The sequence below is a fragment of the Streptomyces sp. SAI-170 genome, assembly GCF_049739565.1.
Classification (GTDB): domain Bacteria; phylum Actinomycetota; class Actinomycetes; order Streptomycetales; family Streptomycetaceae; genus Streptomyces.
On the sequence record NZ_JBMGQD010000001.1, the window covers coordinates 4,519,301 to 4,540,395 of the forward strand.

A 21,095-nucleotide genomic window follows, 5' to 3' on the forward strand; every position below is an offset into this window, starting at 1 on the left:
TGGCAAGGTCGGTTCGGTGGACGCACTCAGAGATCGGGATCCGGCGCACATAGGCGCGTACACACTGCTCGCACGGCTCGGGGCCGGTGGCATGGGCCAGGTCTATCTGGCCCGGTCGCCCGGTGGCCGACTGGTCGCGATCAAGATGATCCGGGACGAGATCACCGACCACCCCGAGGCCCTGGCGCGCTTCCGTCGCGAGGTCGAGACCGTGCGGGCGGTGCGCAGCGCGTACACGGCGAACCTGATCGACGCGTCACTGGACGCGGCGCCTTACTGGCTGGCCACGGAGTATGTGGCGGGGCCGACGCTCGCCAGGGCCGTGGACCAGTGGGGCGCGCTGCCTGCCGACAGTGCGCTGCGGCTGTTCGCCGCGCTGGCCGAGGCGCTGGCGAGCGTGCACGGGTACGGCGTGACGCACCGGGACCTCAAACCGCAGAACGTGATCCTGTCCCCGCAGGGCCCGCTGCTCATCGACTTCGGCATCGCTCGTGGCGCCGCCGACACCGCCCTGACGCAGACCGGGCTCGCCCCGGGCACCCCCGGCTACACCGCGCCGGAGGTGATGATCAGCAATCAGGTCGGTCCGGCCGCCGATGTGTTCGCGCTGGGCGCGACGCTTGCCCACGCCGCGACCGGGCGCCCGCCGTTCGGCGCCGGGCCCACGCACGCGGTGTCGTACCGGGTGGTGCACGAGGGCATCGACATCGAGGGCGTGGAACCGGGTCTCGCCGCGTTGATCAGCGCGTGCGTGGCCAAGGACCCGGCCGAGCGGCCCTCGCTGGATGCCGTGATCGCACGCTGCGCGGTGACCTCCGCGCTGGCCGAGGACCCGTTCTACGAGCGGCTCAGCAGCGGAGGCGAGGCCGCGCCGCAGGATCTGCCGGCGGCGGTCGCGGCAGGACTGGTCCCGCAGCGGCCGCCCATGACGCCCCCGGCCTATCCGCCGACCGCCGGGCCCGGCTATGTACCCACGGTCGGACCGGCGTACGTGCCGACGCTGGCGCCCAACGCCACCGTAGGCACGACCCAGCCGCGCCGGTCGCGCCGTACGCCCTGGGTGGTGGCCGTCGCGGTCGCGCTGGTGGTGGGGACGGCCTCGGCTGTGGCTCTGCGGACGCTGGAGGACCGTTCGGGGGCGGAGGGCGAGGAGGCGGGCAGCGGCGGATCCGCCGCCGCGACCACCGGCCCGAAGAAGCCTCCGGCGTACATCCTGAACGACCGCATCTCCCGCGACTACTGGAGGCATTCGGAGGACCCGCAGGACGAGACCTTCGGCTCGGGCCGGTGCAACCTGATCGGTGGGGCCAGCCCGCCGAAGGAGCTCCAGTACGGCGTGAGCGACGCGGACGACCCCAGCGCACCCATCGCCACGGTCACTCAGCGGGCCCGGATCAGCTTCCGGTTCAAGTACGCCGAACTGAACGAGCACAAGCCCGACCCCTACTACGTCTCCATCGGCGTGAAACCGCCGCACGAGATCGACGCCGACACGGGCCGGCCGTACGACGTGATGATGGAGAGCAAGAACCTCGGCTACACCAGCAGGCCGGTGGACATCTATACGCACTGGAAGGACGGCGGGTACGTCGAACTGACCTATCCCGACGACTTCGAGAGCCATATGCCGAAGGGCGAGACGTATCCGGCCATCCCCCTGGCCAACGACCCGGGCGACTGGACCGTGGTCATGTACCACGTCACCGGGGGCCCCAGCGACTACGAGAGCCTTGCTTGCACCGGTTTCCAGGTGGGCAGCTCCTAGACTGACGCGGGCGTACTCCCGGCGGGTGAGGGGCGGTTGACGGTGCGTAAGGCGTGGGTCGTGGCGGGTGCCGCAGTCGCGGGCGGGCTCGGCTTCGTGATGCTGCTCGTGGTGGGCGTGTACATCGTCGCCGGGAACCTGGTGAACGGCGTCGGGGGTGGGGGGCGGGCGCTGGCCAAGGGCGCGGTGCCCGCCGCGTATCAGAGCCTGGTGCAGCGGTGGGGCAACCTCTGCCCCGCCATCAGCCCCTCTCTGCTCGCCGCCCAGCTGTACCAGGAGAGCGGCTTCGACCCGAACGCCAAGAGCCCGGCGAAGGCCGAGGGCATCGCGCAGTTCATCCCCGGCACCTGGGCCACGCACGGCGTGGACGGCGACGGGGACGGCGACCGGGACGTGTGGGACCCCCAGGACGCGATCCCCTCGGCGGCCTCCTACGACTGCACGCTCGCCAAGTACGTCGAGGACGTGCCCGGGGACGCCACCAAGAACATGCTCGCCGCCTACAACGCGGGGGCGTACGCGGTGATCAAGTACGGGGGCGTGCCGCCGTACAGCGAGACGCAGAACTACGTGAAGACCATCACGACCCTTCAGGCGAGCTTCGCCGCCCCCACCACCCGAGTAGCCCCCTCCCAGCAAGCCGCCGGCGCCATTCACTTCGCGCAGAGCAAGCTCGGGACGCCCTATCTGTGGGGTGGGAACGGGACGCCCGAGCAGGGGGGTCGGTTCGACTGTTCGGGGCTGACGAAGGCGGCGTACGAGAGTGTGGGGATCACTCTGCCGCGGGTGGCCAATGATCAGTACAACGCGGGGCCGCATCCGGGGCGGGACGAGTTGCTGCCCGGTGACCTGGTGTTCTTCTCGACCGATCCGTACAACTCGCGGGCCATCGATCACGTGGGGATCTACGTCGGCGGCGGTTACATGATCGACGCGCCGCGCACGGGGGCGGTGATCCGGTTCGACCCGATCGACACCGCGAAGTACTTCGGTGCGACGCGGGTGACGGCGGATGGCGCGAAAGCGTTGCCGACGGGTGTCTGAAACAGGGTGAACCGAGGGTGAATCCCTCCCCTGAGCTGCGGTGATGGGTCTCTCTTCGATAACGTCTGCGTGATCATTCAGTGGAGTGTGGAACGAACCAGTGGGGGCCGTGCGTTCCTGTTGACAGATCCAGACGCCAGTACGACGAAGGGGCCGCTGCACCATGGCTGGACTCGCGCAATCCGGGTCGAACCCCGACGTCGAGCTGCTCTACGACATCAACGGCCTGGCCAAGGACGCACCGCACTGGTTCGACAAGGTCATGGAGTACGTCGGTGAGTACGGTCTGCTGTTCGCCATGGTGCTGCTCGTGCTGTGGTGCTGGTGGACCGGGCGCCGCCGCGCGGACGCCGACGAGGCCGCCTCCTCCGCGGCCGCGCTGCTGTGGGCGCCGCTCGCGGCCGGGATCGCCGTCCTGGTCAACGTACCGATAAGAGGCTTCGTCGAGCGGCCCCGCCCGTTCCGCGACCACCAGGGCCTGGAGGTCCTGGTGTCCGGCAAGGACGACTTCTCCTTCGTCAGCGACCACGCCACGCTCACCATGGCCATGGCGGTCGCCCTGTTCGTCGCCAACCGCCGCTTCGGGCTCGTCGGCATAGGGCTCGCCCTGCTGGAGGGCTTCTGCCGGGTGTACATGGGCGTGCACTACCCGACCGACGTCATCGGCGGCTTCGCCCTCGGCACCGCGGTGGCCCTGCTGCTGTCGCCCCTCGCGATGGCCCTGCTCACCCCGCTGACCCGGGCGATCGGGCGCTCCCCGCGGGCCGGGTGGCTGATCCGCAGCAGATCGTCCCAGCAGGGCGCCCTGCTCCCGGGCACCCGCACGGAGCCCGCCTCCGGCACCGAGCGGGACCTCGCCGCCTAGAAGCCGGCCCTACAGCGCCTGGGGATAGGTGAACACCCGCTCCGGGTCGTACTGCTTCTTCAGCTGCGCCAGGCGCGGCGCCGCGTCCCCGTAGTACGCCTTGCGCCAGTTCGTCAGGGTCGGGTCGGTGTAGTTCTGGTACGCGGCGCCCGAGGCGTAGGGGCGCATGGCGTGGTGGGCCTCGGTGAGCCAGGACTGGGCCGTGCTGCCGGAGGTGCCGGCGCGCCAGGCGCCGATGTACTGGGCCAGCATCCGGGAGCGGCGGTGCACGAAGGCCGTCGCCGTCGGGGAGACCCGGTTGACCGCCCCGCCCAGCGCGGTCAGGGCGATGCTGCCGGTGCCGCCCCGCACCGAGCGGATCTGCGACAGCAGCGTGCGGATGCCGGCCGCGGAGAGGGAGCGGTCGAAGAAGTCCGAGCGGGCGGCGTACGTCTCACGGCCCAGCGCGCCCCGCGGGGAGCGGCCGGGCGTCGAGCCCGGCAGATGGCACTGGGCGTCGGTCGCGAAGGACGAGCAGCCCGCGTACACCTCCATCGCCTCCTCGTAACTGCGGCGGCGCAGCGACACGCTCGTCGCCGAGGCGCCGATGCGGTCGGCCAGGCGGTCCACCGCGTTCTGCAGCTCGCCGTAGGTGCCGAGGGAGAACGCCGCGACGGAGACCGTCGGGGTGCCGCCGGCCGCGTTCGCCAGGTGCAGCGACGACCAGATCTCGTCGGGCTGGCTCGGCCCCCACTCCTGCCAGGCCTTCACCACCGCGGCCGCCTTCGACCACGGCCAGGTCATGTACGCCGACACCGCCTGCGGGGCCGGGTGGGTGCGGAAGCGCAGCTCGGTGACGACGCCGAAGTTGCCGTTGCCCGCGCCGCGCAGCGCCCAGAAGAGGTCCTTGTTGTCGCGGGCGTTCGCGACGAGCTGCCGGCCGTCCGCGGTGACCAGGGTGGCCTGGGTGAGGCTGTCGCAGGTCAGCCCGTACGCCCGGGAGACCACGCCGTGTCCGCCGCCCAGCACAAGACCGGACACGCCGACCGTCGGGCAGGAGCCCGCCGGGATCGTCGTACCGCGTGCGGCCAGCGCCCGGTAGACGTCGATCAGCTTCGCGCCGGCCCCGACCACCGCCTCACCGCCGCTCGCGCGTACCCGGCTCAGCTTGGAGACGTCGATGATCAGCCGCCCGTTGCCGGAGGACCAGCCCGCGTAGGAGTGGCCGCCGTTGCGGATCGCCACGCGCAGGTCATGGGCCTTGGCGTACGACAGGACGGTGCGGATGTCGGCCGTGTGGGCGACGTAGGCGACCGCGGCGGGCTTCAGCCCGTCGAAGCGGGTGTTGTACAGCTGCCGGGCCGCCGCCCAGGAGGCGTCGCCCGGGCGGATCAGCGAGCCGTCGAGGTCGCGGGCCAGGGCGGCCCAGCCGGCCGCGGCCGAGGAGGCGCCGGTCGTCGTCATCGCCGTACCCGACGACAGCAGCGTAGGAGAGGCAGAGGCGGACGTGCCGCCCGGGCGGGCCGTGCCGGTGCCGCCGGTGCAGGCGACCGACGTGGCCGCCGCGAGGGCGGCGACGCCTCCTGAGATGAACGTACGCCGTTCCATGTCCGCCTCCGTGTCGCTCCGGTCCCTGTGGAACGAGACGGGCCCGCGGGGCGCCGGGTTCCCGCCCGGACGTCGCGCTTCCGCCGCGCTGTGGAAGGAGCCGCCGGTGCGGTGGGGCCGACTTGCTCCGGTACCTCCACGTGCCCTCCCTGTGAGCATTCCGTGACCTAACCGCACCGACCGCAGGGGTTCACCCCCCGTTCACTTCCGGCCATCGGCGGCTTCACCTGTTCTGCCTAATTTCGGCCTTACCCGGTGAGGGCGCGCCCAGTGCCGCTCACGCCGCTCAGACTTCGCACGCCGCCGATCAGGACGGCGGCTCCTGGAAGGAATTCCCGAAAGTGAAGCTTCAGCGCATGAACCGGCGGGCCCTCACCCTCGGTGCTCTCGCGGTCTCCGGCGCCCTGGCCCTCACGGCGTGCGGCTCCGACGACACCGGCAACAAGAGCGACGGTGGCAGCGCCGGCACGAGCGCCGCCGCCGGTGCCATCAAGTGCGACGACGCCAAGGGCCAGCTGCTGGCCGACGGCTCGTCCGCGCAGAAGAACGCGATCGACGCCTGGGTGAAGGCGTTCACGCAGGCCTGCAACGGCGTCCAGATCAACTACAAGGGCAGCGGCTCCGGCGCCGGTGTGACCGCGTTCACCCAGGGCCAGGTCGCCTTCGCCGGCTCTGACTCCGCGCTGAAGCCCGAGGAGATCACCGCCTCCAAGCAGGTCTGCAAGGGCGGTCAGGGCATCGACCTGCCGATGGTCGGCGGCCCGATCGCGGTCAGCTACAACATCCCGGGCGTCGACAACCTCGTCCTGGACGCGCCGACCCTGGCGAAGATCTTCGACAGCAAGATCACCAACTGGAACGACAAGGCCATCAAGGCGCTCAACCCCGACGCCAAGCTGCCCGACCTGAAGATCCAGGCGTTCCACCGTGCCGAGGACTCCGGCACCACGGACAACTTCACCAAGTACCTCATCGCCACCACCCCGGAGAACTGGAAGTACGAGGGCGGCAAGGCCTGGCAGGCCAAGGGCGGCCAGGCGGCCTCCGGCTCCGCGGGCATCGCCCAGCAGGTGAAGCAGAACTCCGGCGCCATCGGCTACATGGAGCTCTCCTACGCCAAGGAGATGTCCACCGTCGCCCTCGACACGGGTGCCGCCGCGCCGGTCAAGGCCTCCACCGACAGCGCCACCAAGGCCATCGCGGACGCCAAGGTCGTCGGCACGGGCAAGGACCTCGCCCTGGAGCTGAACTACAAGACCAAGGCCGAGGGCGCCTACCCGATCACCCTCGTCACGTACGAGATCGCCTGCGACAAGGGCAACAAGGCCGACACGCTGCCCACCACCAAGGCGTTCCTGCGCTACCTCGCCAGCGAGGACGGCCAGAAGGTCCTCGTCGACAACGACTACGCGCCGATCCCGGCCGAGATCATCGCCAAGGTCCGCACGACCATCGAAGAGCTGAGCTGACCCCGGTGCGGTCCGGTCCCCACCCGGGACCGGACCGCACCGTCCGGTGCACCGCCGCCCGGGGCCGCACATCGCGTACGGCCCCACGAGCCGCCCTTCGCGGACGGCTCCGCAGACCGGAGAACCCGATGGACACCACCACGCAGAACACCTACGTTCCTCCCCCCTCCCCACAGCCGAGCCCGGTCGAGCAGAAGCGCAACGCGCGCGGCGCCACCCGCCCCGGAGACCGCATCTTCCTCGGTCTCTCCCGCGGCTCCGGCATCCTGCTGCTCGCGATCATGGCCGCGATCGCTGTCTTCCTCACCTACCGGGCGTTCCTCGCCATCGGTGAGGACGAGGGCAACTTCCTGACCACCTTCGAGTGGAACACCAACCTCCAGCCGCCCGTCTTCGGTATCGCCGTCCTGGCCTTCGGCACGATCGTCTCCTCGGTCATCGCCATGGTCATCGCGGTCCCGGTCGCCGTCGCCATCGCGCTGTTCCTCACCCACTACGCCCCCCGCCGGCTGAGCGGTCCCATCGCCTACGTGGTCGACCTGCTCGCCGCCGTGCCGTCCATCGTGTACGGCCTGTGGGGCGCCTTGGTCCTCGTCCCGCACATGAACGGCCTGTACGGCTGGCTGGACGACTACCTCGGCTGGACCGGCGTCTTCGAGTGGCAGGGCGGCGCGCCCCGCTCGATGCTCACCGTCGGCATCCTGCTCGCGATCATGATCCTGCCGATCATCACCAACGTGAGCCGCGAGGTCTTCCGGCAGGTCCCGCAGATGCACGAGGAGGCCGCGCTGGCCCTCGGCGCCACGCGCTGGGAGGTCATCCGCATGGCCGTCCTGCCCTTCGGCCGCTCCGGCGTGATCTCCGCCTCGATGCTCGGCCTCGGCCGTGCGCTCGGCGAGACCATGGCCGTCGCCACCGTGCTCTCCCCGAGCTTCACCATCGAGACCAGCCTGCTGAACCCGGGCGGCGGCACCTTCGCCCAGAACATCGCCGGCAAGTTCAACGAGGCGACGCCCTTCGGCCGTGACGCGCTCATCGCCTCCGGTCTGGTGCTGTTCGTCATCACCCTGCTGGTCAACGGCGCGGCCCGCGCGATCATCGCCCGCCGCAAGGAGTACTCGGGGGCCAACGCATGAGCCACGCAGCCGTCGCAACCGACAAGCGCCCCAGCACCCTGCGCGGGGCCAGCCTGCCCAAGTGGTCCCCCTGGGCCATCGCCGTGGGCTCCGTGGCCGTCGCCGTGGGCATCGGCCTCGGCGCCGGCCTGGACAGCCGTATTCAGTGGGGCCTGATCGCCGCGACTCTCTTCGTCCTCGGTACGTTCGCCATCGCCGCGCGCGTCGAGGGCAAGCGGCAGGCCAAGGACCGCGTCGCCACGTCCGTGGTGTGGGTCGCCTTCCTGCTCGCGATCGTGCCGCTCGCGTCGCTGATCTGGGCGACCGTCGAGCGCGGCGTCAAGGTCCTCGACGTCTACTTCCTGACCCACTCCATGGGTGTGGTCGCCGACTCCGAGGTGGGCGGCGGCATCTACCACGCCATCCTCGGCAGCCTGGAGCAGGTGGGTCTCGCCACCGCGATCGGCGCGCCGATCGGTGTGCTCACCGCGATCTACCTGGTCGAGTACGGGCGGGGCAACCTGGCCCGGTCCATCACCTTCTTCGTCGACGTGATGACCGGCATCCCGTCGATCGTCGCCGGTCTGTTCATCCTCAGCCTGATGCTGATGTGGGACATGCAGCCCTTCGGCTTCGCCGGCTCGCTCGCCCTGGCCATCCTGATGATGCCGGTGGTGGTGCGCTCCACCGAGGAGATGCTCAAGCTCGTCCCGAACGAGCTGCGGGAGGCGTCCCTCGCGCTGGGCGTGCCGAAGTGGCGGACGATCCTGAAGGTGGTCCTGCCGACCGCGATCGGCGGTATCACGACCGGCATCATGCTCGCCGTCGCGCGTATCGCCGGTGAGACCGCGCCGGTGCTGCTGCTGGTGTTCGGCAACCCGTTCATCAACGCCAACCCCTTCGAGGGCGCGCAGGCGTCGCTGCCGCTGTACATCTACCAGCAGTATCAGCAGAGCCAGTCCTCCGCGGCGTACGACCGTGCCTGGGCTGCGTCTCTGACGCTGATCGCGTTCGTGATGATCCTCAACCTGGTGGCCCGTGGGATCGCCCGCTGGAAGGCCCCGAAGACCGGTCGCTGACGCGGCCAATCGGCGACTGACCAAGACGTATCGGAAGTGAAGTAGACATGGCCAAGCGAATCGACGTAAGCGGACTGACCGCCTACTACGGGTCCCACAAGGCGATCGAGGACATCTCGATGACGGTCGAGCCCCGCTCGGTGACGGCCTTCATCGGCCCGTCCGGGTGCGGCAAGTCGACGTTCCTGCGCACGCTGAACCGGATGCACGAGGTCACGGCCGGCGGGCGGGTCGAGGGCAAGGTGCTGCTGGACGACGAGGACCTGTACGGGGCGGGGATCGACCCGGTGTCCGTGCGGCGTGAGGTCGGCATGGTGTTCCAGCGGCCGAACCCGTTCCCGACGATGTCGATCTTCGACAACGTGGCGGCGGGGCTGCGGCTGAACGGGAACTACAAGAAGAGCGAGCTCAGCGACATCGTGGAGAAGTCGCTGAAGGGGGCGAACCTCTGGAACGAGGTGAAGGACCGGCTGAACAAGCCGGGGTCCGGTCTTTCGGGTGGTCAGCAGCAGCGGCTGTGCATCGCTCGGGCGATCGCTGTCGAGCCGAACGTGCTGCTGATGGACGAGCCGTGCTCGGCGCTGGACCCGATCTCGACGCTCGCGATCGAGGACCTCATCGGTGAGCTGAAGGAGCGCTTCACGATCGTCATCGTGACGCACAACATGCAGCAGGCGGCGCGTGTCTCCGACCGGACGGCGTTCTTCAACCTCGCGGCCGTGGGGCAGCCGGGGCGTCTCATCGAGATCGACGACACCGAGCGGATCTTCTCCAACCCGTCCGTCCAGGCCACCGAGGACTACATCTCCGGCCGCTTCGGCTGAGCCGTCGCTCCCCTGAACCCCTCGCGGTGCTGCATGGCGGTGCCACCGCGAGGCAGAAGAGGGCCCGCCCCCTGGCTCCCGGGGGGCGGGCCCGTTCTCGTTCCCTGCGGCTGGATGCCTGCGGCGGCCCGTCGCCGTCCGGTGGGGGCTGACGTAGCGCATCCGGTTCGGTGGTGGGCCGGGGCCGGGCCGGGGGGTTGTCCGTCCTCGGTCCGGCGATCTGGTCGGCTACGGGGGTCGAACTGGGTTTCCGCCGGCCGCTGCGGGCGGACAACCCCCCGTCCCGTCCCCTCCCCGCCGTCCGCGACTGGCCGACGCCGACCGTGCGTGTGGCTTCCCGCCGTACGCGGCTGGCTGCGTTGCCCTCCGGCCGTGGTTGCTTGCGGTTGTACGGGGCTGGCGGTCGTGCCCTTAGGGGCGCGGGGAACTGCGCGACCAGCCGACGGCGGCCGGCAGTCGCATACGGCGGGAAGGGCCCACGTCCTCTAGGGGCGCGGGGAACTGCGCGATCGGCCCAGGGCGGCCCGCAGTCTCGTACGGCGGGAAAGGGACGGGTGGGTTGGCGCTACAGGAAGGCCAGGTGCACCAGGCCGAAGGCGCAGGCCGCGACGGCGGCTGCTGCCGGCATGGTGATGAACCAGCCCAGGACGATGTTCTTGGCCACGCCCCAGCGGACGGCGTTCACGCGCTTGGTGGCGCCGACGCCCATGATCGCGGAGGTGATGACATGGGTGGTGGAGATAGGGGCCTTGAAGAGGAAGGCCGTGGTGAACATGATCGACGCGCCGGTGGTCTCCGCGGCGAACCCCTGCGGAGGATCGAGCTCGATGATCTTGCGCCCCAGCGTACGCATGATGCGCCAGCCACCGGCATACGTGCCGAGGGAGAGCATCACGGCGCAGGCGATCTTGACCCAGACGGGGATCGGGTCGTCGGCGCCCTGGACGTCCGCGATGACGAGGGCCATCACGACGATGCCCATCGTCTTCTGGGCGTCCTGGAGACCATGGCCGAGTGCCATGCCGGCCGCCGAGACGGTCTGGGCGATGCGGAAGCCGCGCTTGGCCTTGTGGGGGTTGGCCCGGCGGAAGATCCACATGATCGCGGTCATGACCAGGTAGCCGGCGATGAGGCCGACCACGGGTGACACGAACATGGGGATGACGATCTTCTCCAGGACGCCCGACCAGATGACGTCCGTGCCGCCTGCGAGCGCCGCGCCCACCATGCCGCCGAACAGCGCGTGCGAGGAGGACGAGGGAAGACCGAAGTACCAGGTGACGAGGTTCCAGACGATCGCGCCGACGAGCGCGGCGAAGAGGATGCCCATCCCCTTGTCACCCGTGGGTGTCTCGATCAGGCCCTTGCTGACGGTGTGCGCGACCCCTTGGCCGAGGAAGGCACCCGCGAGGTTCATCACCGCGGCCATCGCGAGCGCCGCGCGGGGCGTGAGGGCCCGGGTCGACACGGAGGTGGCGATGGCGTTGGCGGAGTCGTGGAAGCCGTTGGTGTACGTGAAGCCGAGTGCGACCGCGATGGTCACGACAAGCGCGAAGGTGTCCATGGACGGGTCAGGACTCCTTGACCGCGATGGTCTCCACCGTGTTGGCCACGTGCTCGAACGCGTCGGCGGCCTCTTCGAGGACGTCCACGATCTGCTTGAGCTTCAGGACCTCGATGGCGTCGTACTTGCCGTTGAAGAGGTGGGCGAGGAGCTTGCGGTGGATCTGGTCGGCCTGGTTCTCCAGCCGGTTGACCTCGATCCAGTACTCCGTGAGGTTGTCCATCGTGCGCAGGTTGGGCATGGCCTCGGCGGTCAGCTCCGCCGCGCGCGAGAGGACCTCGATCTGCTGCTCGACGCCCTTGGGCAGTTCCTCGACGTTGTAGAGGACGACCAGGTCGACGGCCTCCTCCATGAAGTCCATGATGTCGTCGAGGGAGGACGCGAGGGAGTAGATGTCCTCGCGGTCGAAGGGCGTGATGAACGAGGAGTTCAGCTGGTGGAAGATCGCGTGCGTGGCGTCGTCACCGGCGTGTTCCGCGGCCCGCATACGCTCTGCGATCTCGGCCCGGGCGGAGGTGTCCGCCCCGAGCAGTTCCATGAGGAGCTTCGAGCCCGTGACGATGTTGTCCGCGGAGGCGGCGAACATGTCGTAGAAGCTCGTCTCCCTGGGGGTCAGACGAAAGCGCACGTTGGGGTCCTCGGGGTGCTTCGGTTTCGGTCAGGCTGATGCTAGGCGCAACATTCGGCCACGGCTAACGGGCCGTCCCCCAGTGTCGCCCATCAGGCAGAGTTATCGGCAGGCGGGCGGGGCAAGCCGTGGACAACGTGGTGTCGGACACAGGGCCCTCATACCCGCGAAATTCGGTACCATATACCCGCAGGGGGTATATGACCAAGCTCGTCTTGATTGGGAGGCCGTGATGACGACCACCGAGGCCGGCGCCGAGGCGTCCGCCGAGGCCGTGGGGACCGACCACGACCATGGAGTGCACGGGTACCACAAGCAGAAGGACGAGCACCTCAAGCGCCTGCGGCGGATCGAGGGCCAGATCCGCGGCCTGCAGCGCATGGTCGACGAGGACGTCTACTGCATCGACATACTCACGCAGGTGTCCGCCTCCACCAAGGCGCTGCAGTCCTTCGCGCTGCAGCTGCTCGACGAACACCTGCGGCACTGCGTGGCCGACGCGGCCCTCAAGGGCGGCGACGAGATCGACGCGAAGGTGGAGGAGGCCACCAAGGCGATCGGGCGGATGCTGCGCACCTGAGCCGGTGGGTCTCGCGGCGGGCGGCGCTTTTCAGCCGTCCGCCGTCGCCTCTCTCTCCTCGGCGACCCTGAGCACCTCGTCGATGCAGTCCAGGCTGAGCCGCTCCACATCGGCCGCCGACGCCGCGATGATCAGCTCCCCGCACAGTTCGATCTCGGCGAGGGCCACGTGGTCCTGCACCGCCGTACCGCCGACCGGAGCCACGCGCATCACCTCTTCTCCGCCGTCACCGGCTTCCTAGAGTAGGGAGCGGCCTACGCACCGCGCATGGCACGGACGGGCTAGTTCTCATACAAGCGGGGCCGCGCTTTCACTCCTCCGCGATCCGGCCCGCGTAGATGTCCTCCTCGGCCGGCAGACGGACCTGTGCCGGGGTGCCGAAGTCGTACAGCAGGGTCGTCGAGGCGACGGCCACCGTTGCCTGGTGGCGGCCGTTGACGAAGCTGAAGCGGTGCCGGATCTTGCGGATGCGGCCCTCTTCGTCGAGGAACACGTCGAACGGCACCACGGCCGTGGCGAACCCTTTCGCCGCTGCCGCGAGGGAGTCCCGCGTACCCCCGGAGGCGCCGCGCGCCGCCGCCGACAGGTCGGCCGTGCCCCGGTAGTGCCACACCTCGGTGCCCGCGAGGTCGGTCGTGCCGACGAACGTCGCCGAGCGGGTGCCGCGCAGCACCTCGGCCGCCGCGAACGGGTCGGTGGCCCCGCCGGTGACCAGATTCCCGTCGGACAGCGTCGCCGTCTCCACCCGCACCCACTTGTCGGCCGGCACGCCCGCGCCCCGGTTCTTCATGAACAGCGCGCCCGGCGCGAGGAGTTCGGTGATCGGCCGGTGCGCGACCCGGCCGGCCGGGTCCTGCGGCAGCAGCACCCGGAGTCTGCCGAGCTGCCGGGTGTAGTCGTAGACGCCTTCGCCGCGGATGGTGACCCGGGTGCCGCCCGTCGCCATCTCCATCGACGTACGCGCCTTGGAACTCTTGGCGTCCACCAGCGCGTCGGCGGCCTCGTGCAGGGCGTGCACCGGGTCCTCGGCGGCCGAACCGCGGCTCCCGCATCCGGAGGCGCCGAGACAGACACAGGCCATGAGCCCCGCCGCCACGACCGTCCCGCCCGCCCTGCCGTGCTGCCGCTCCGCCATCGCCTGCCTACCCCAAGCCGTGGTCCGTCAAGGGCCGCCTCTCGTGACGGTTAACGACGGGTAGGGAGTGCCGTCACGCGGTCCTCGGCGGGAGCCTGAGGCACGGGACGCCTGCTGTTCACCCTGCCTGGGTACCGTGGTCGGTGTGACGCAGCAGGAGCGCCTCGCGCCCACTCAGAATCCCGTCGAGCACCGTACGACCACCGTCGAACAAGGGCCCTTCTGTGTGGCCCGCTGCATCTGCGGCTGGCGCGGCCCGGCCCGCCGGGCGCGGAGTCTTGCCCGTACGGACGCGGAGGGCCACGAGGCCGGTCAGTGAACCCCGACCGCGCGCAGCAGCTCGGTGACCAGCTCCCGGTCGCGCGGCTGGGTCAGGCGGCGTCGGGCTGTGTCCGGGCGGAGCCAGAGGATGCGGTCGACCTCGTTGGTGGGGACGAAGCCGCCGCCGGTGGCCTCGGCCGCCCAGTAACGGACCTGCTTGGGGCGGTCGCCCGCGAGGTAGTGGACGGGGGCCAGTTCCGTGCCGGGGCGGGCCGTGCAGCCCGTCTCCTCCACCACCTCGCGCAGCGCGCCCGCGAGGGCGTCCTCGCCGCGCTTGAGCTTGCCCTTGGGGTGCGACCAGTCGTCGTACTTGGGGCGGTGCACCAGACAGATCTCCAGCTCCCCGTCGGCCGGGGACCGCCGCCACAGGACGCAACCGGCCGCGAGGACAACGGAGTTCTCTTCCGGGGTGGACACCTGCCCGTCACCGCCTTCCGTGCGCGCGCCTCAGGGCGCCGCCACCGTCTGCTTCTGCCAGGACTGCTGGAAGGCGAACCGTGCCGCCTCCACCTCGTGCCGCTGATCGGCGTGCAGCACGCCCAGGGCGTACGCCGTCGCCGGGGCGATCCGCGGGGTGCGGGCGGCCTGTGCCGCGGCCGCGGCCGCCTCCGAGGCGTCCCGGTGGCGGTTCAGGGCCTGCCCGGCGGCGAGCAGGCGTACGTCCACCGGCGCGTCCTGGCCCTCCAGCACCTCACGGGCGTACCGGTGCAGGCGCAGCAGCAGGCGGACCTGGTGCCAGGGGGCGTCCTGGGGGTGCGGGGCCGGGTCCGGGGACAGGCCGTGCACCAGGGCCTCCGCGTTGTACGGGCTGCCCGCGGTGACCAGCGGCAGCGCGGCGACCGCGTCCGTGAGCCGCTCCTCGGCCGCCGCGGCCAGTGCCCGCAGGTCGGTGCCGGCGGCGGCCGGGGTGAGCGGCACCTCGCTGGCCAGTAAGGCGACCTTGTCGGCGACCGCGTGGAAGCGGCTGCTGCCCAGCGCCTGCAGGGCGGTGGAGTGGGCCCGGGTGCGGGCGAGGGTGAGCTGCCGGTCGAGCAGGGCGCCCGCCTTGGCCGCGCCCACGGTGAGGTTGCCGCGCTCGGGGGCGGGCGGGGCGCCGCCGGGGAGGCCGGGCTGGGCGGGCAGGGCCCCCGAGCCCGACAGCCGGTGCAGCGCGGCCAGCAGCCGCTCCAGGCGGGCGGAGCAGGCGTGCTCCAGCGCCAGGGTGCCGGACAGCCAGGCGAGTTCGGGGCGCATGCCCTCCGACCAGTCGGCCTCCAGGAGGGGACGGTAGGTGTGCAGGCTGCCGCTGATGCGGCGGGCCGAGCGGCGCAGGGCGCGCGCCGCTCGGACGGACTCCGGCGAACCGCTGTCCCCCACGCCCGACCGGGCCCGCGCGGGGGCGCCCCCACCCGCCCCGGTCTCCCGGTGCTGGCGCAGCGCGCGCAGGAACTCCGTGGCCTGGGCCCGGAGATAGCCCGCGAGGGCCTCTTCGGTCACCGGGCGGGCCAACGGGTCCGTCGGTTCAAGGTGTTGCTGTGCCACGCCGGCGCCTCCGGGCGTCTATGAGCATCTCCTGGATGTTCCTCAGGGGCTGGCCCTCCGCGTCGACCGCGTGCCGGGTCCACTCGCCGTCCGCCCCCAGGTGCCAGGAGGCCGTGGCGCTGGACATGCCGGACTCCAGCAGCCGGTTGAGGGAGGCGCGGTGGCTGGGGTCGACGACCCGGACCAGCGCCTCTATACGGCGGTCGAGGTTGCGGTGCATCATGTCGGCGCTGCCGATCCACACCTCGGGCTCGCCGCCGTTGCCGAAGGCGAAGACCCGGGAGTGCTCAAGGAAGCGGCCGAGGACCGAGCGGACCCGGATGTTCTCCGACAGGCCCGCGACCCCGGGGCGCAGCGCGCAGATGCCGCGCACCCACACATCGACCGGCACGCCCGCCTGGGACGCGCGGTAGCAGGCGTCGATGACCGCCTCGTCGACCATCGAGTTGACCTTGATACGGACGTACGCGGGACGTCCGGCCTTGTGGTGCTGGACCTCCTTGTTGATCCGCGAGACCAGGCCGTCGCGCAGCGACTTGGGCGCGACGAGGAGCCGTCGGTAGGTCTCGCGGCGGGAGTAGCCGGACAGCCGGTTGAAGAGGTCCGAGAGGTCGGCGCCGACCTGCTGGTCGGCCGTCAGCAGGCCGAGGTCCTCGTACAGGCGGGCCGTCTTGGGGTGGTAGTTGCCGGTGCCGACGTGGCTGTAGCGGCGCAGGGTGTCGCCCTCCTGGCGGACCACCAGCGACAGCTTGCAGTGGGTCTTCAGGCCGACCAGGCCGTAGACCACATGGCAGCCGGCCTCCTCCAGCTTGCGCGCCCACTTGATGTTGGCGTGCTCGTCGAAGCGGGCCTTGATCTCGACCAGGACGAGGACCTGCTTGCCGGCCTCGGCGGCGTCGATGAGCGCGTTGACTATCGGGGAGTCGCCGGAGGTGCGGTACAGGGTCTGCTTGATCGCCAGCACGTCCGGGTCCTCGGCGGCCTGCTCCAGGAAGGCCTGCACGGAGGTGGAGAACGAGTCGTACGGGTGGTGCAGCAGCACGTCGCGGCTGCGCAGCGCGGCGAAGATGTCCGGCGGGGAGGCCGACTCGACCTCGGCGAGGTCGCGGTGGGTGCCCGCGACGAACTTGGGGTACTTCAGCTCGGGCCGGTCCAGGCCGTGGATGCGGAACAGGCCGGTCAGGTCGAGCGGGCCGGGCAGCGGGTAGACCTCCGCCTCGGTGATCTTCAGCTCGCGCACCAGCAGGTCGAGGACCTCGCGGTCGATGGACTCCTCGACCTCCAGGCGCACCGGCGGGCCGAAGCGGCGCCGCATGAGCTCCTTCTCCAGGGCCTGGAGGAGGTTCTCGGCGTCGTCCTCCTCGACCTCCAGGTCCTCGTTGCGGGTGATGCGGAAGGCGTGGTGCTCCAGCACCTCCATGCCCGGGAACAGCTCTTCCAGGTGCGCGGCGATGACGTCCTCGATGGGGACGTAACGCCCGGGGCTGGACTCCAGGAACCGGGACAGCAGCGGCGGCACCTTCACGCGGGCGAAGTGCCGGTGGCCGCTGACCGGGTTGCGCACGACGACGGCCAGGTTCAGCGACAGGCCGGAGATATAGGGGAAGGGGTGCGCGGGGTCGACCGCGAGGGGCGTGAGGACGGGGAAGATCTGGTGCCGGAACAGCGTGAAGAGCCGGGCCTGCTCCTTCTCGGTCAGCTCGCTCCAGCGGACCAGGTGGATGCCCTCCTCGGCGAGCCCGGGGGCGACGTCCTCGTGGAAGCAGGCGGCATGCCGGGCCATCAGCTCGCGCGAGCGGGCCCAGATCATCTCCAGCACCTGGCCGGGCTGCAGTCCGGAGGCGGAGCGGGTGGCGACGCCGGTGGCGATACGGCGCTTCAGGCCGGCCACCCGGACCATGAAGAACTCGTCCAGGTTGCTCGCGAAGATCGCCAGGAAGTTCGCCCGTTCCAGCAGCGGTGTGTCCGGGTCCTCGGCGAGTTCCAGGACGCGTTCGTTGAACGCGAGCCAGCTGCGCTCCCGGTCCAGGAAGCGGCCCTGGGGGAGCTGGACCCCGTCCACCTGCGTTTCCTCGTAGGCGTCGAGGTCCGCGTCGAGGTCGGGTTCCAGATCGGAGACCACGGCCGCCACGGTGTGCGGGCGGTGGGCGGCGATGGAGCCGACGGAGGGCTGCGCGTGCTGGACCTGGGCCTCGGCCTGGGTGTTCTGCTGGCTCATGGACCCATTCTTCCGCGCCAGGAGTGAGACAGGCGCGTCGGAAGTCGCGGGCGGGAGCGTGAGGGCGGCCCACTCGGGAGGCGGCGAAGGCTCTGGCACGGCGGGGTTCATTGGCCGAGCGTCGCAAGGGTGTCTGAACCGGTGGTTACGGAGACATGGCGTTCGGGATAGCGGGGGGCGGATCACGGACGATCGGAGGGGCGTTTCGCCACGGGTCGCCACCGGTCGCAACTGGTCGCCACCGGTCGCAACTGGTCGCCACCGGTCATCGTCGAATGGTTATTCGATTACGGCGATCAGGGGCGCGACCACGCCCGTGGGCCGGCCCCCCGGCCCGCGAGCCTCAGGTCTCCGTGCGGTACATCAGGTCGGCCTCGTGGGTCGTGAACCCCAGCCCCTCATAGACGGCCACTGCCGCCTTGTTGTCGGCGTCGACGTAGAGCATGGCCGTGGGCAGCCCCTGGGCGGCGAGGTGGTTCAGCCCGATCGTGGTGAGCGCCTTGCCCAGGCCCAGGCCCTGTGCCTGCGGGGAGACGCCGACGACGTAGACCTCGCCGAGCTGCTCCTCGGCGTGCACCTTCGTCCAGTGGAAGCCGACCAGCCGGCTCTCCTGGAAGGCGAGGAAGAAGCCGGCCGGGTCGAACCAGGGCTCGGCCTTGCGGTCGTCGAGGTCGCGCTGGGTGAGGGAGCCCTGCTCGGGGTGGTGCGCGAAGGCGGCCGCGTTGACGGCGAGCCAGGCGGCGTCGTCCTGGCCGGGCACGAACGTACGTACCGTCACATTCTCGGGCAGAACGGGCTCGGGGAGTTCGAGGCCGGCCAACGGGCGCCGCATCTGACGCAGTTCGCGGAAGAGGGTGAGACCCAGTACCTGGGCGAGGTGGCGGGCGGCCGGATGCCCGCCGTGGGCCCACACCCGCAGGCGCTTGCCGGAGGCGGCGAGCAGGGCCGAGCCGAGCGCGCGGCCGTGTCCGTGGCCCCGGTGCGCGGGGTGGACGACCAGCTCGGCGGCCGGCGCCTCGACGGGGTCGGTGTCCTCCAGCTGGGCGTAGCCGACGAGTTCGTCGCCGACGCTGAGCAGCAGATGGGACACGCCCGGGCGCTCGCCCCCGCGCAGCTGGAGCCGGCCCTGTTCGGACACCGCCTGTTGGCCGTCGTTGCGGGCCGCCTCGGCGAGCAGGTCGAGCACGGCGTCGGTCTGCTCCGCGTCGAGCGCGGGACGGGTCTCGAGGGAGCGGGGCCGGCCGGGCCGTGCGAAGTCGTCGCTGGTCATGCCTACGAGGGTAAAGGGCGGCGCTCCTGAGGGAGGGGCAAAGGGAAACCCAGATGTAACCATGAAAGCACTGTCGCGCTACGCGCGTTGACTCTAGGCTGCGCCCGGACCGAGCCACACCTCACATGCACCACAGGGGGGCGCATGCCTGCCATCTCTCAGCACCACCACCGCAGACGCCGTACGCACAGGCTGCTCGCGGCCGCCGCCGGACTCGCGACGGTCGGCGCGCTCGCCGCCGCGCTGCCCGGTACGGCGACCGCCGACGAGGGCGGCCGTACGGGTAAGCACCCGGGCCGTTACCAGGACGTGCAGCTGCTGTCCTTCAACGACCTGCACGGCAACCTGGAGCCGCCGGCCGGTTCCTCCGGCCGTGTCACCGAGGTACAGCCCGACGGCACCGTGAAGACCATCGACGGCGTGGGCGGTGTCGAGTACCTGGCCACGCACCTGCGCAAGGCGCGCGAGGGCCAGGCGTACTCCGTCACCGCCGCCGGCGGCGACATGGTCGGCGCCTCCCCGCTCATCTCGGGCCTGTTCCACGACGAGCCGACCATCGAGGCGCTGAACAAGCTCGACCTCGACGTCACCTCGGTCGGCAACCACGAGTTCGACGAGGGCGCGCGGGAGCTGGGCCGTCTGCAGTACGGCGGCTGCCACCCGACGGCCGGCTGCTACTCGGACGAGGAGTTCGAGGGCGCCGACTTCCCCTACCTCGCCGCGAACGTCCTGGACGAGAAGACCGGCCGCCCGATCCTCAAGCCGTACACCGTGTGGCGGAAGAACGGCGTCAAGATCGGCTTCATCGGCGTGACCCTGGAGGACACTCCGGGCGTCGTCTCCGCCGAGGGCGTCAAGGGCCTGAAGTTCAAGGACGAGGTCGAGACGATCAACAAGTACGCCAACGTCCTGCAGAAGCAGGGGGTGAAGTCGATCGTGGCGCTGGTCCACGAGGGCGGCTTCCCGGCGTCGGGGTCGTACAACTACAACTGCGACTCCCCGGGCGCCGGTGACGGCATATCCGGCCCGATCGTCGACATCGCGAAGAACGTCACGCCCAAGGTCGACGCGCTGGTCACCGGCCACACGCACGCCGCGTACGTCTGCACGATCCCGGACCCGTCGGGCAGGCCCCGCATGGTCACCTCGGCCGCGTCCTTCGGCCGCCTCTACACCGACACCACGCTGACGTACGACCGCTGGACGGGTGACATCGCCCGTACGTCGGTGAAGTCCGCGAACCACGTGGTCACCCGGGACGTCCCCAAGGCGCAGGACATGACGGACCTGATCGCCAAGTGGAACGTGCTGGCCGCGCCCATCGGCAACCGGCCCATCGGCTACATCTCCGGCGACATCGGCAACGCCGGCACCGAGTCCCCGCTCGGCGACGTCATCGCCGACGCCCAGCTCGCCCACGGCAAGGAGCTGGACCCGGAGACCGACCTCGCCCTGATGAACCCCGGCGGCATCCGCGCGCCCCTCACCTACGCCGCCAAGGGCGCCGAGGGCGACGGCGTCGTCACCTACGCCGAGGCCTTCGCCGTCCAGCCCTTCGCCAACACGGTCAACCTCCAGGACCTCACCGGCGCCCAGCTGATCCAGGTCCTCAAGGAGCAGGTCAGCGGCTCCAACACGGCCTCCCCGAAGATCCTCCAGATCTCCTCCGGCCTCACCTACACCCTGGACCTGACCAAGACGGGCGCGGACCGCGTCGTCACGGACTCCGTCAAGCTCAACGGCGAGCCCGTCAACCCGACCGCCGTCTACCGCGTCGCGATGAACAGCTTCCTCGCCGGCGGCGGCGACGGCTTCCCCACCCTCGCCCAGGGCACCAACGACCTCGTCGGCTCCGACGACCTCGCCGCCCTGGAGAAGTACCTGACGGCCACGACATCGGCCACCAACCCGCTGGCTGTGCCGGCGGCGAACCGGATCACGATCGTGAAGTGACACCGGCCTGACCCGAAGGGGCCCGGGATGCACGCGGCGGTGTGCATCCCGGGCCCCTTCTGTCAGCTCTCAGCACGAGATTGACACTTCCGGAGGCATATTCGTGCACTGATCACCCTTCGTAGTGATCACCACGTGTGTGCCCCGATCGTCGCCC

19 protein-coding genes are annotated in these 21,095 nt (G+C 70.6%); 10 read left to right on the forward strand and 9 right to left on the reverse strand.

Going from position 1 to position 21,095, the window contains the following annotated elements:
* The first annotated feature begins 16 nt into the window (after nucleotides 1–16).
* The 3 genes from RKD23_RS20170 to RKD23_RS20180 all read left to right on the forward strand — a co-directional run bounded on the left by RKD23_RS20170 (nucleotide 17) and on the right by RKD23_RS20180 (nucleotide 3,674).
* A complete protein-coding gene (locus RKD23_RS20170; protein WP_424854919.1) occupies nucleotides 17–1,765 on the forward strand; it encodes a serine/threonine-protein kinase in 1,749 nt (582 codons plus the stop codon).
* 36 nt (nucleotides 1,766–1,801) lie between these two features.
* Nucleotides 1,802–2,809 (forward strand): NlpC/P60 family protein, encoded by a 1,008-nt coding sequence (locus RKD23_RS20175; protein ID WP_424854920.1) that lies wholly within the window; start codon nucleotides 1,802–1,804, stop codon nucleotides 2,807–2,809.
* 163 nt (nucleotides 2,810–2,972) lie between these two features.
* Nucleotides 2,973–3,674, forward strand: a complete 702-nt coding sequence (locus RKD23_RS20180) for a phosphatase PAP2 family protein (RefSeq protein WP_424854921.1) — start codon at nucleotides 2,973–2,975, stop codon at nucleotides 3,672–3,674.
* A 9-nt stretch (nucleotides 3,675–3,683) separates the two neighbouring features.
* On the opposite strand, the gene RKD23_RS20185 is transcribed toward RKD23_RS20180, so the two are convergent.
* Nucleotides 3,684–5,261: an FAD-binding oxidoreductase gene (locus RKD23_RS20185; protein WP_424854922.1), complete on the reverse strand. Its 1,578-nt coding sequence runs from the start codon at nucleotides 5,259–5,261 to the stop codon at nucleotides 3,684–3,686.
* 341 nt (nucleotides 5,262–5,602) lie between these two features.
* Here RKD23_RS20185 and pstS point away from each other — a divergent pair, with 341 nt between their 5' ends.
* From pstS to pstB, 4 genes are all read left to right on the forward strand, one after another.
* Nucleotides 5,603–6,730, forward strand: a complete 1,128-nt coding sequence (pstS, locus tag RKD23_RS20190) for a phosphate ABC transporter substrate-binding protein PstS (protein WP_424854923.1) — start codon at nucleotides 5,603–5,605, stop codon at nucleotides 6,728–6,730.
* Nucleotides 6,731–6,858: 128 nt separating this feature from the next.
* Nucleotides 6,859–7,866 (forward strand): phosphate ABC transporter permease subunit PstC, encoded by a 1,008-nt coding sequence (gene pstC, locus RKD23_RS20195; protein WP_424854924.1) that lies wholly within the window; start codon nucleotides 6,859–6,861, stop codon nucleotides 7,864–7,866.
* Nucleotides 7,863–8,924 (forward strand): phosphate ABC transporter permease PstA, encoded by a 1,062-nt coding sequence (gene pstA / locus RKD23_RS20200; protein ID WP_424854925.1) that lies wholly within the window; start codon nucleotides 7,863–7,865, stop codon nucleotides 8,922–8,924. The genes pstC and pstA overlap by 4 nt, the downstream gene beginning before the upstream one ends.
* A gap of 47 nt (nucleotides 8,925–8,971) precedes the next feature.
* Nucleotides 8,972–9,748 (forward strand): phosphate ABC transporter ATP-binding protein PstB, encoded by a 777-nt coding sequence (gene pstB / locus RKD23_RS20205; RefSeq protein ID WP_404041599.1) that lies wholly within the window; start codon nucleotides 8,972–8,974, stop codon nucleotides 9,746–9,748.
* Between the two features lie 565 nt (nucleotides 9,749–10,313).
* On the opposite strand, the gene RKD23_RS20210 is transcribed toward pstB, so the two are convergent.
* Nucleotides 10,314–11,312, reverse strand: coding sequence for an anion permease (locus RKD23_RS20210; protein ID WP_424854926.1), 999 nt, complete (start codon nucleotides 11,310–11,312; stop codon nucleotides 10,314–10,316).
* Nucleotides 11,313–11,319: 7 nt separating this feature from the next.
* Nucleotides 11,320–11,940, reverse strand: coding sequence for a DUF47 domain-containing protein (locus tag RKD23_RS20215; RefSeq protein ID WP_399648038.1), 621 nt, complete (start codon nucleotides 11,938–11,940; stop codon nucleotides 11,320–11,322).
* Between the two features lie 232 nt (nucleotides 11,941–12,172).
* Between RKD23_RS20215 and RKD23_RS20220 the strand changes: the two genes are divergently transcribed.
* Complete coding sequence (locus tag RKD23_RS20220; RefSeq protein ID WP_404041595.1) at nucleotides 12,173–12,520, forward strand: metal-sensitive transcriptional regulator; 348 nt, start codon at nucleotides 12,173–12,175, stop codon at nucleotides 12,518–12,520.
* A gap of 30 nt (nucleotides 12,521–12,550) precedes the next feature.
* Here RKD23_RS20220 and RKD23_RS20225 read toward each other — a convergent pair whose 3' ends face one another.
* Nucleotides 12,551–12,730, reverse strand: a complete 180-nt coding sequence (locus tag RKD23_RS20225; RefSeq protein WP_404041593.1) for a hypothetical protein — start codon at nucleotides 12,728–12,730, stop codon at nucleotides 12,551–12,553.
* A 100-nt stretch (nucleotides 12,731–12,830) separates the two neighbouring features.
* A complete protein-coding gene (locus RKD23_RS20230; RefSeq protein WP_424854927.1) occupies nucleotides 12,831–13,655 on the reverse strand; it encodes a hypothetical protein in 825 nt (274 codons plus the stop codon).
* A 145-nt stretch (nucleotides 13,656–13,800) separates the two neighbouring features.
* On the opposite strand from RKD23_RS20230, the gene RKD23_RS20235 reads away from it, so the two are divergent.
* Complete coding sequence (locus RKD23_RS20235) at nucleotides 13,801–13,974, forward strand: hypothetical protein (protein ID WP_424854928.1); 174 nt, start codon at nucleotides 13,801–13,803, stop codon at nucleotides 13,972–13,974.
* Here the strand turns inward: RKD23_RS20235 and RKD23_RS20240 are convergent.
* The 4 genes from RKD23_RS20240 to mshD form a co-directional block, all read right to left on the reverse strand.
* A complete protein-coding gene (locus tag RKD23_RS20240; RefSeq protein WP_424854929.1) occupies nucleotides 13,968–14,393 on the reverse strand; it encodes an NUDIX hydrolase in 426 nt (141 codons plus the stop codon). The genes RKD23_RS20235 and RKD23_RS20240 overlap by 7 nt on opposite strands.
* 30 nt (nucleotides 14,394–14,423) lie before the next feature.
* Nucleotides 14,424–15,497: a CHAD domain-containing protein gene (locus RKD23_RS20245; RefSeq protein ID WP_424854930.1), complete on the reverse strand. Its 1,074-nt coding sequence runs from the start codon at nucleotides 15,495–15,497 to the stop codon at nucleotides 14,424–14,426.
* Nucleotides 15,478–17,826, reverse strand: a complete 2,349-nt coding sequence (locus RKD23_RS20250; RefSeq protein ID WP_424854931.1) for an RNA degradosome polyphosphate kinase — start codon at nucleotides 17,824–17,826, stop codon at nucleotides 15,478–15,480. The genes RKD23_RS20245 and RKD23_RS20250 overlap by 20 nt, the downstream gene beginning before the upstream one ends.
* Before the next feature lie 232 nt (nucleotides 17,827–18,058).
* Complete coding sequence (mshD, locus tag RKD23_RS20255) at nucleotides 18,059–18,985, reverse strand: mycothiol synthase (protein ID WP_424854932.1); 927 nt, start codon at nucleotides 18,983–18,985, stop codon at nucleotides 18,059–18,061.
* A gap of 144 nt (nucleotides 18,986–19,129) precedes the next feature.
* Between mshD and RKD23_RS20260 the strand changes: the two genes are divergently transcribed.
* Nucleotides 19,130–20,938, forward strand: a complete 1,809-nt coding sequence (locus tag RKD23_RS20260) for a bifunctional metallophosphatase/5'-nucleotidase (RefSeq protein WP_424854933.1) — start codon at nucleotides 19,130–19,132, stop codon at nucleotides 20,936–20,938.
* Nucleotides 20,939–21,095: the final 157 nt, after the last annotated feature.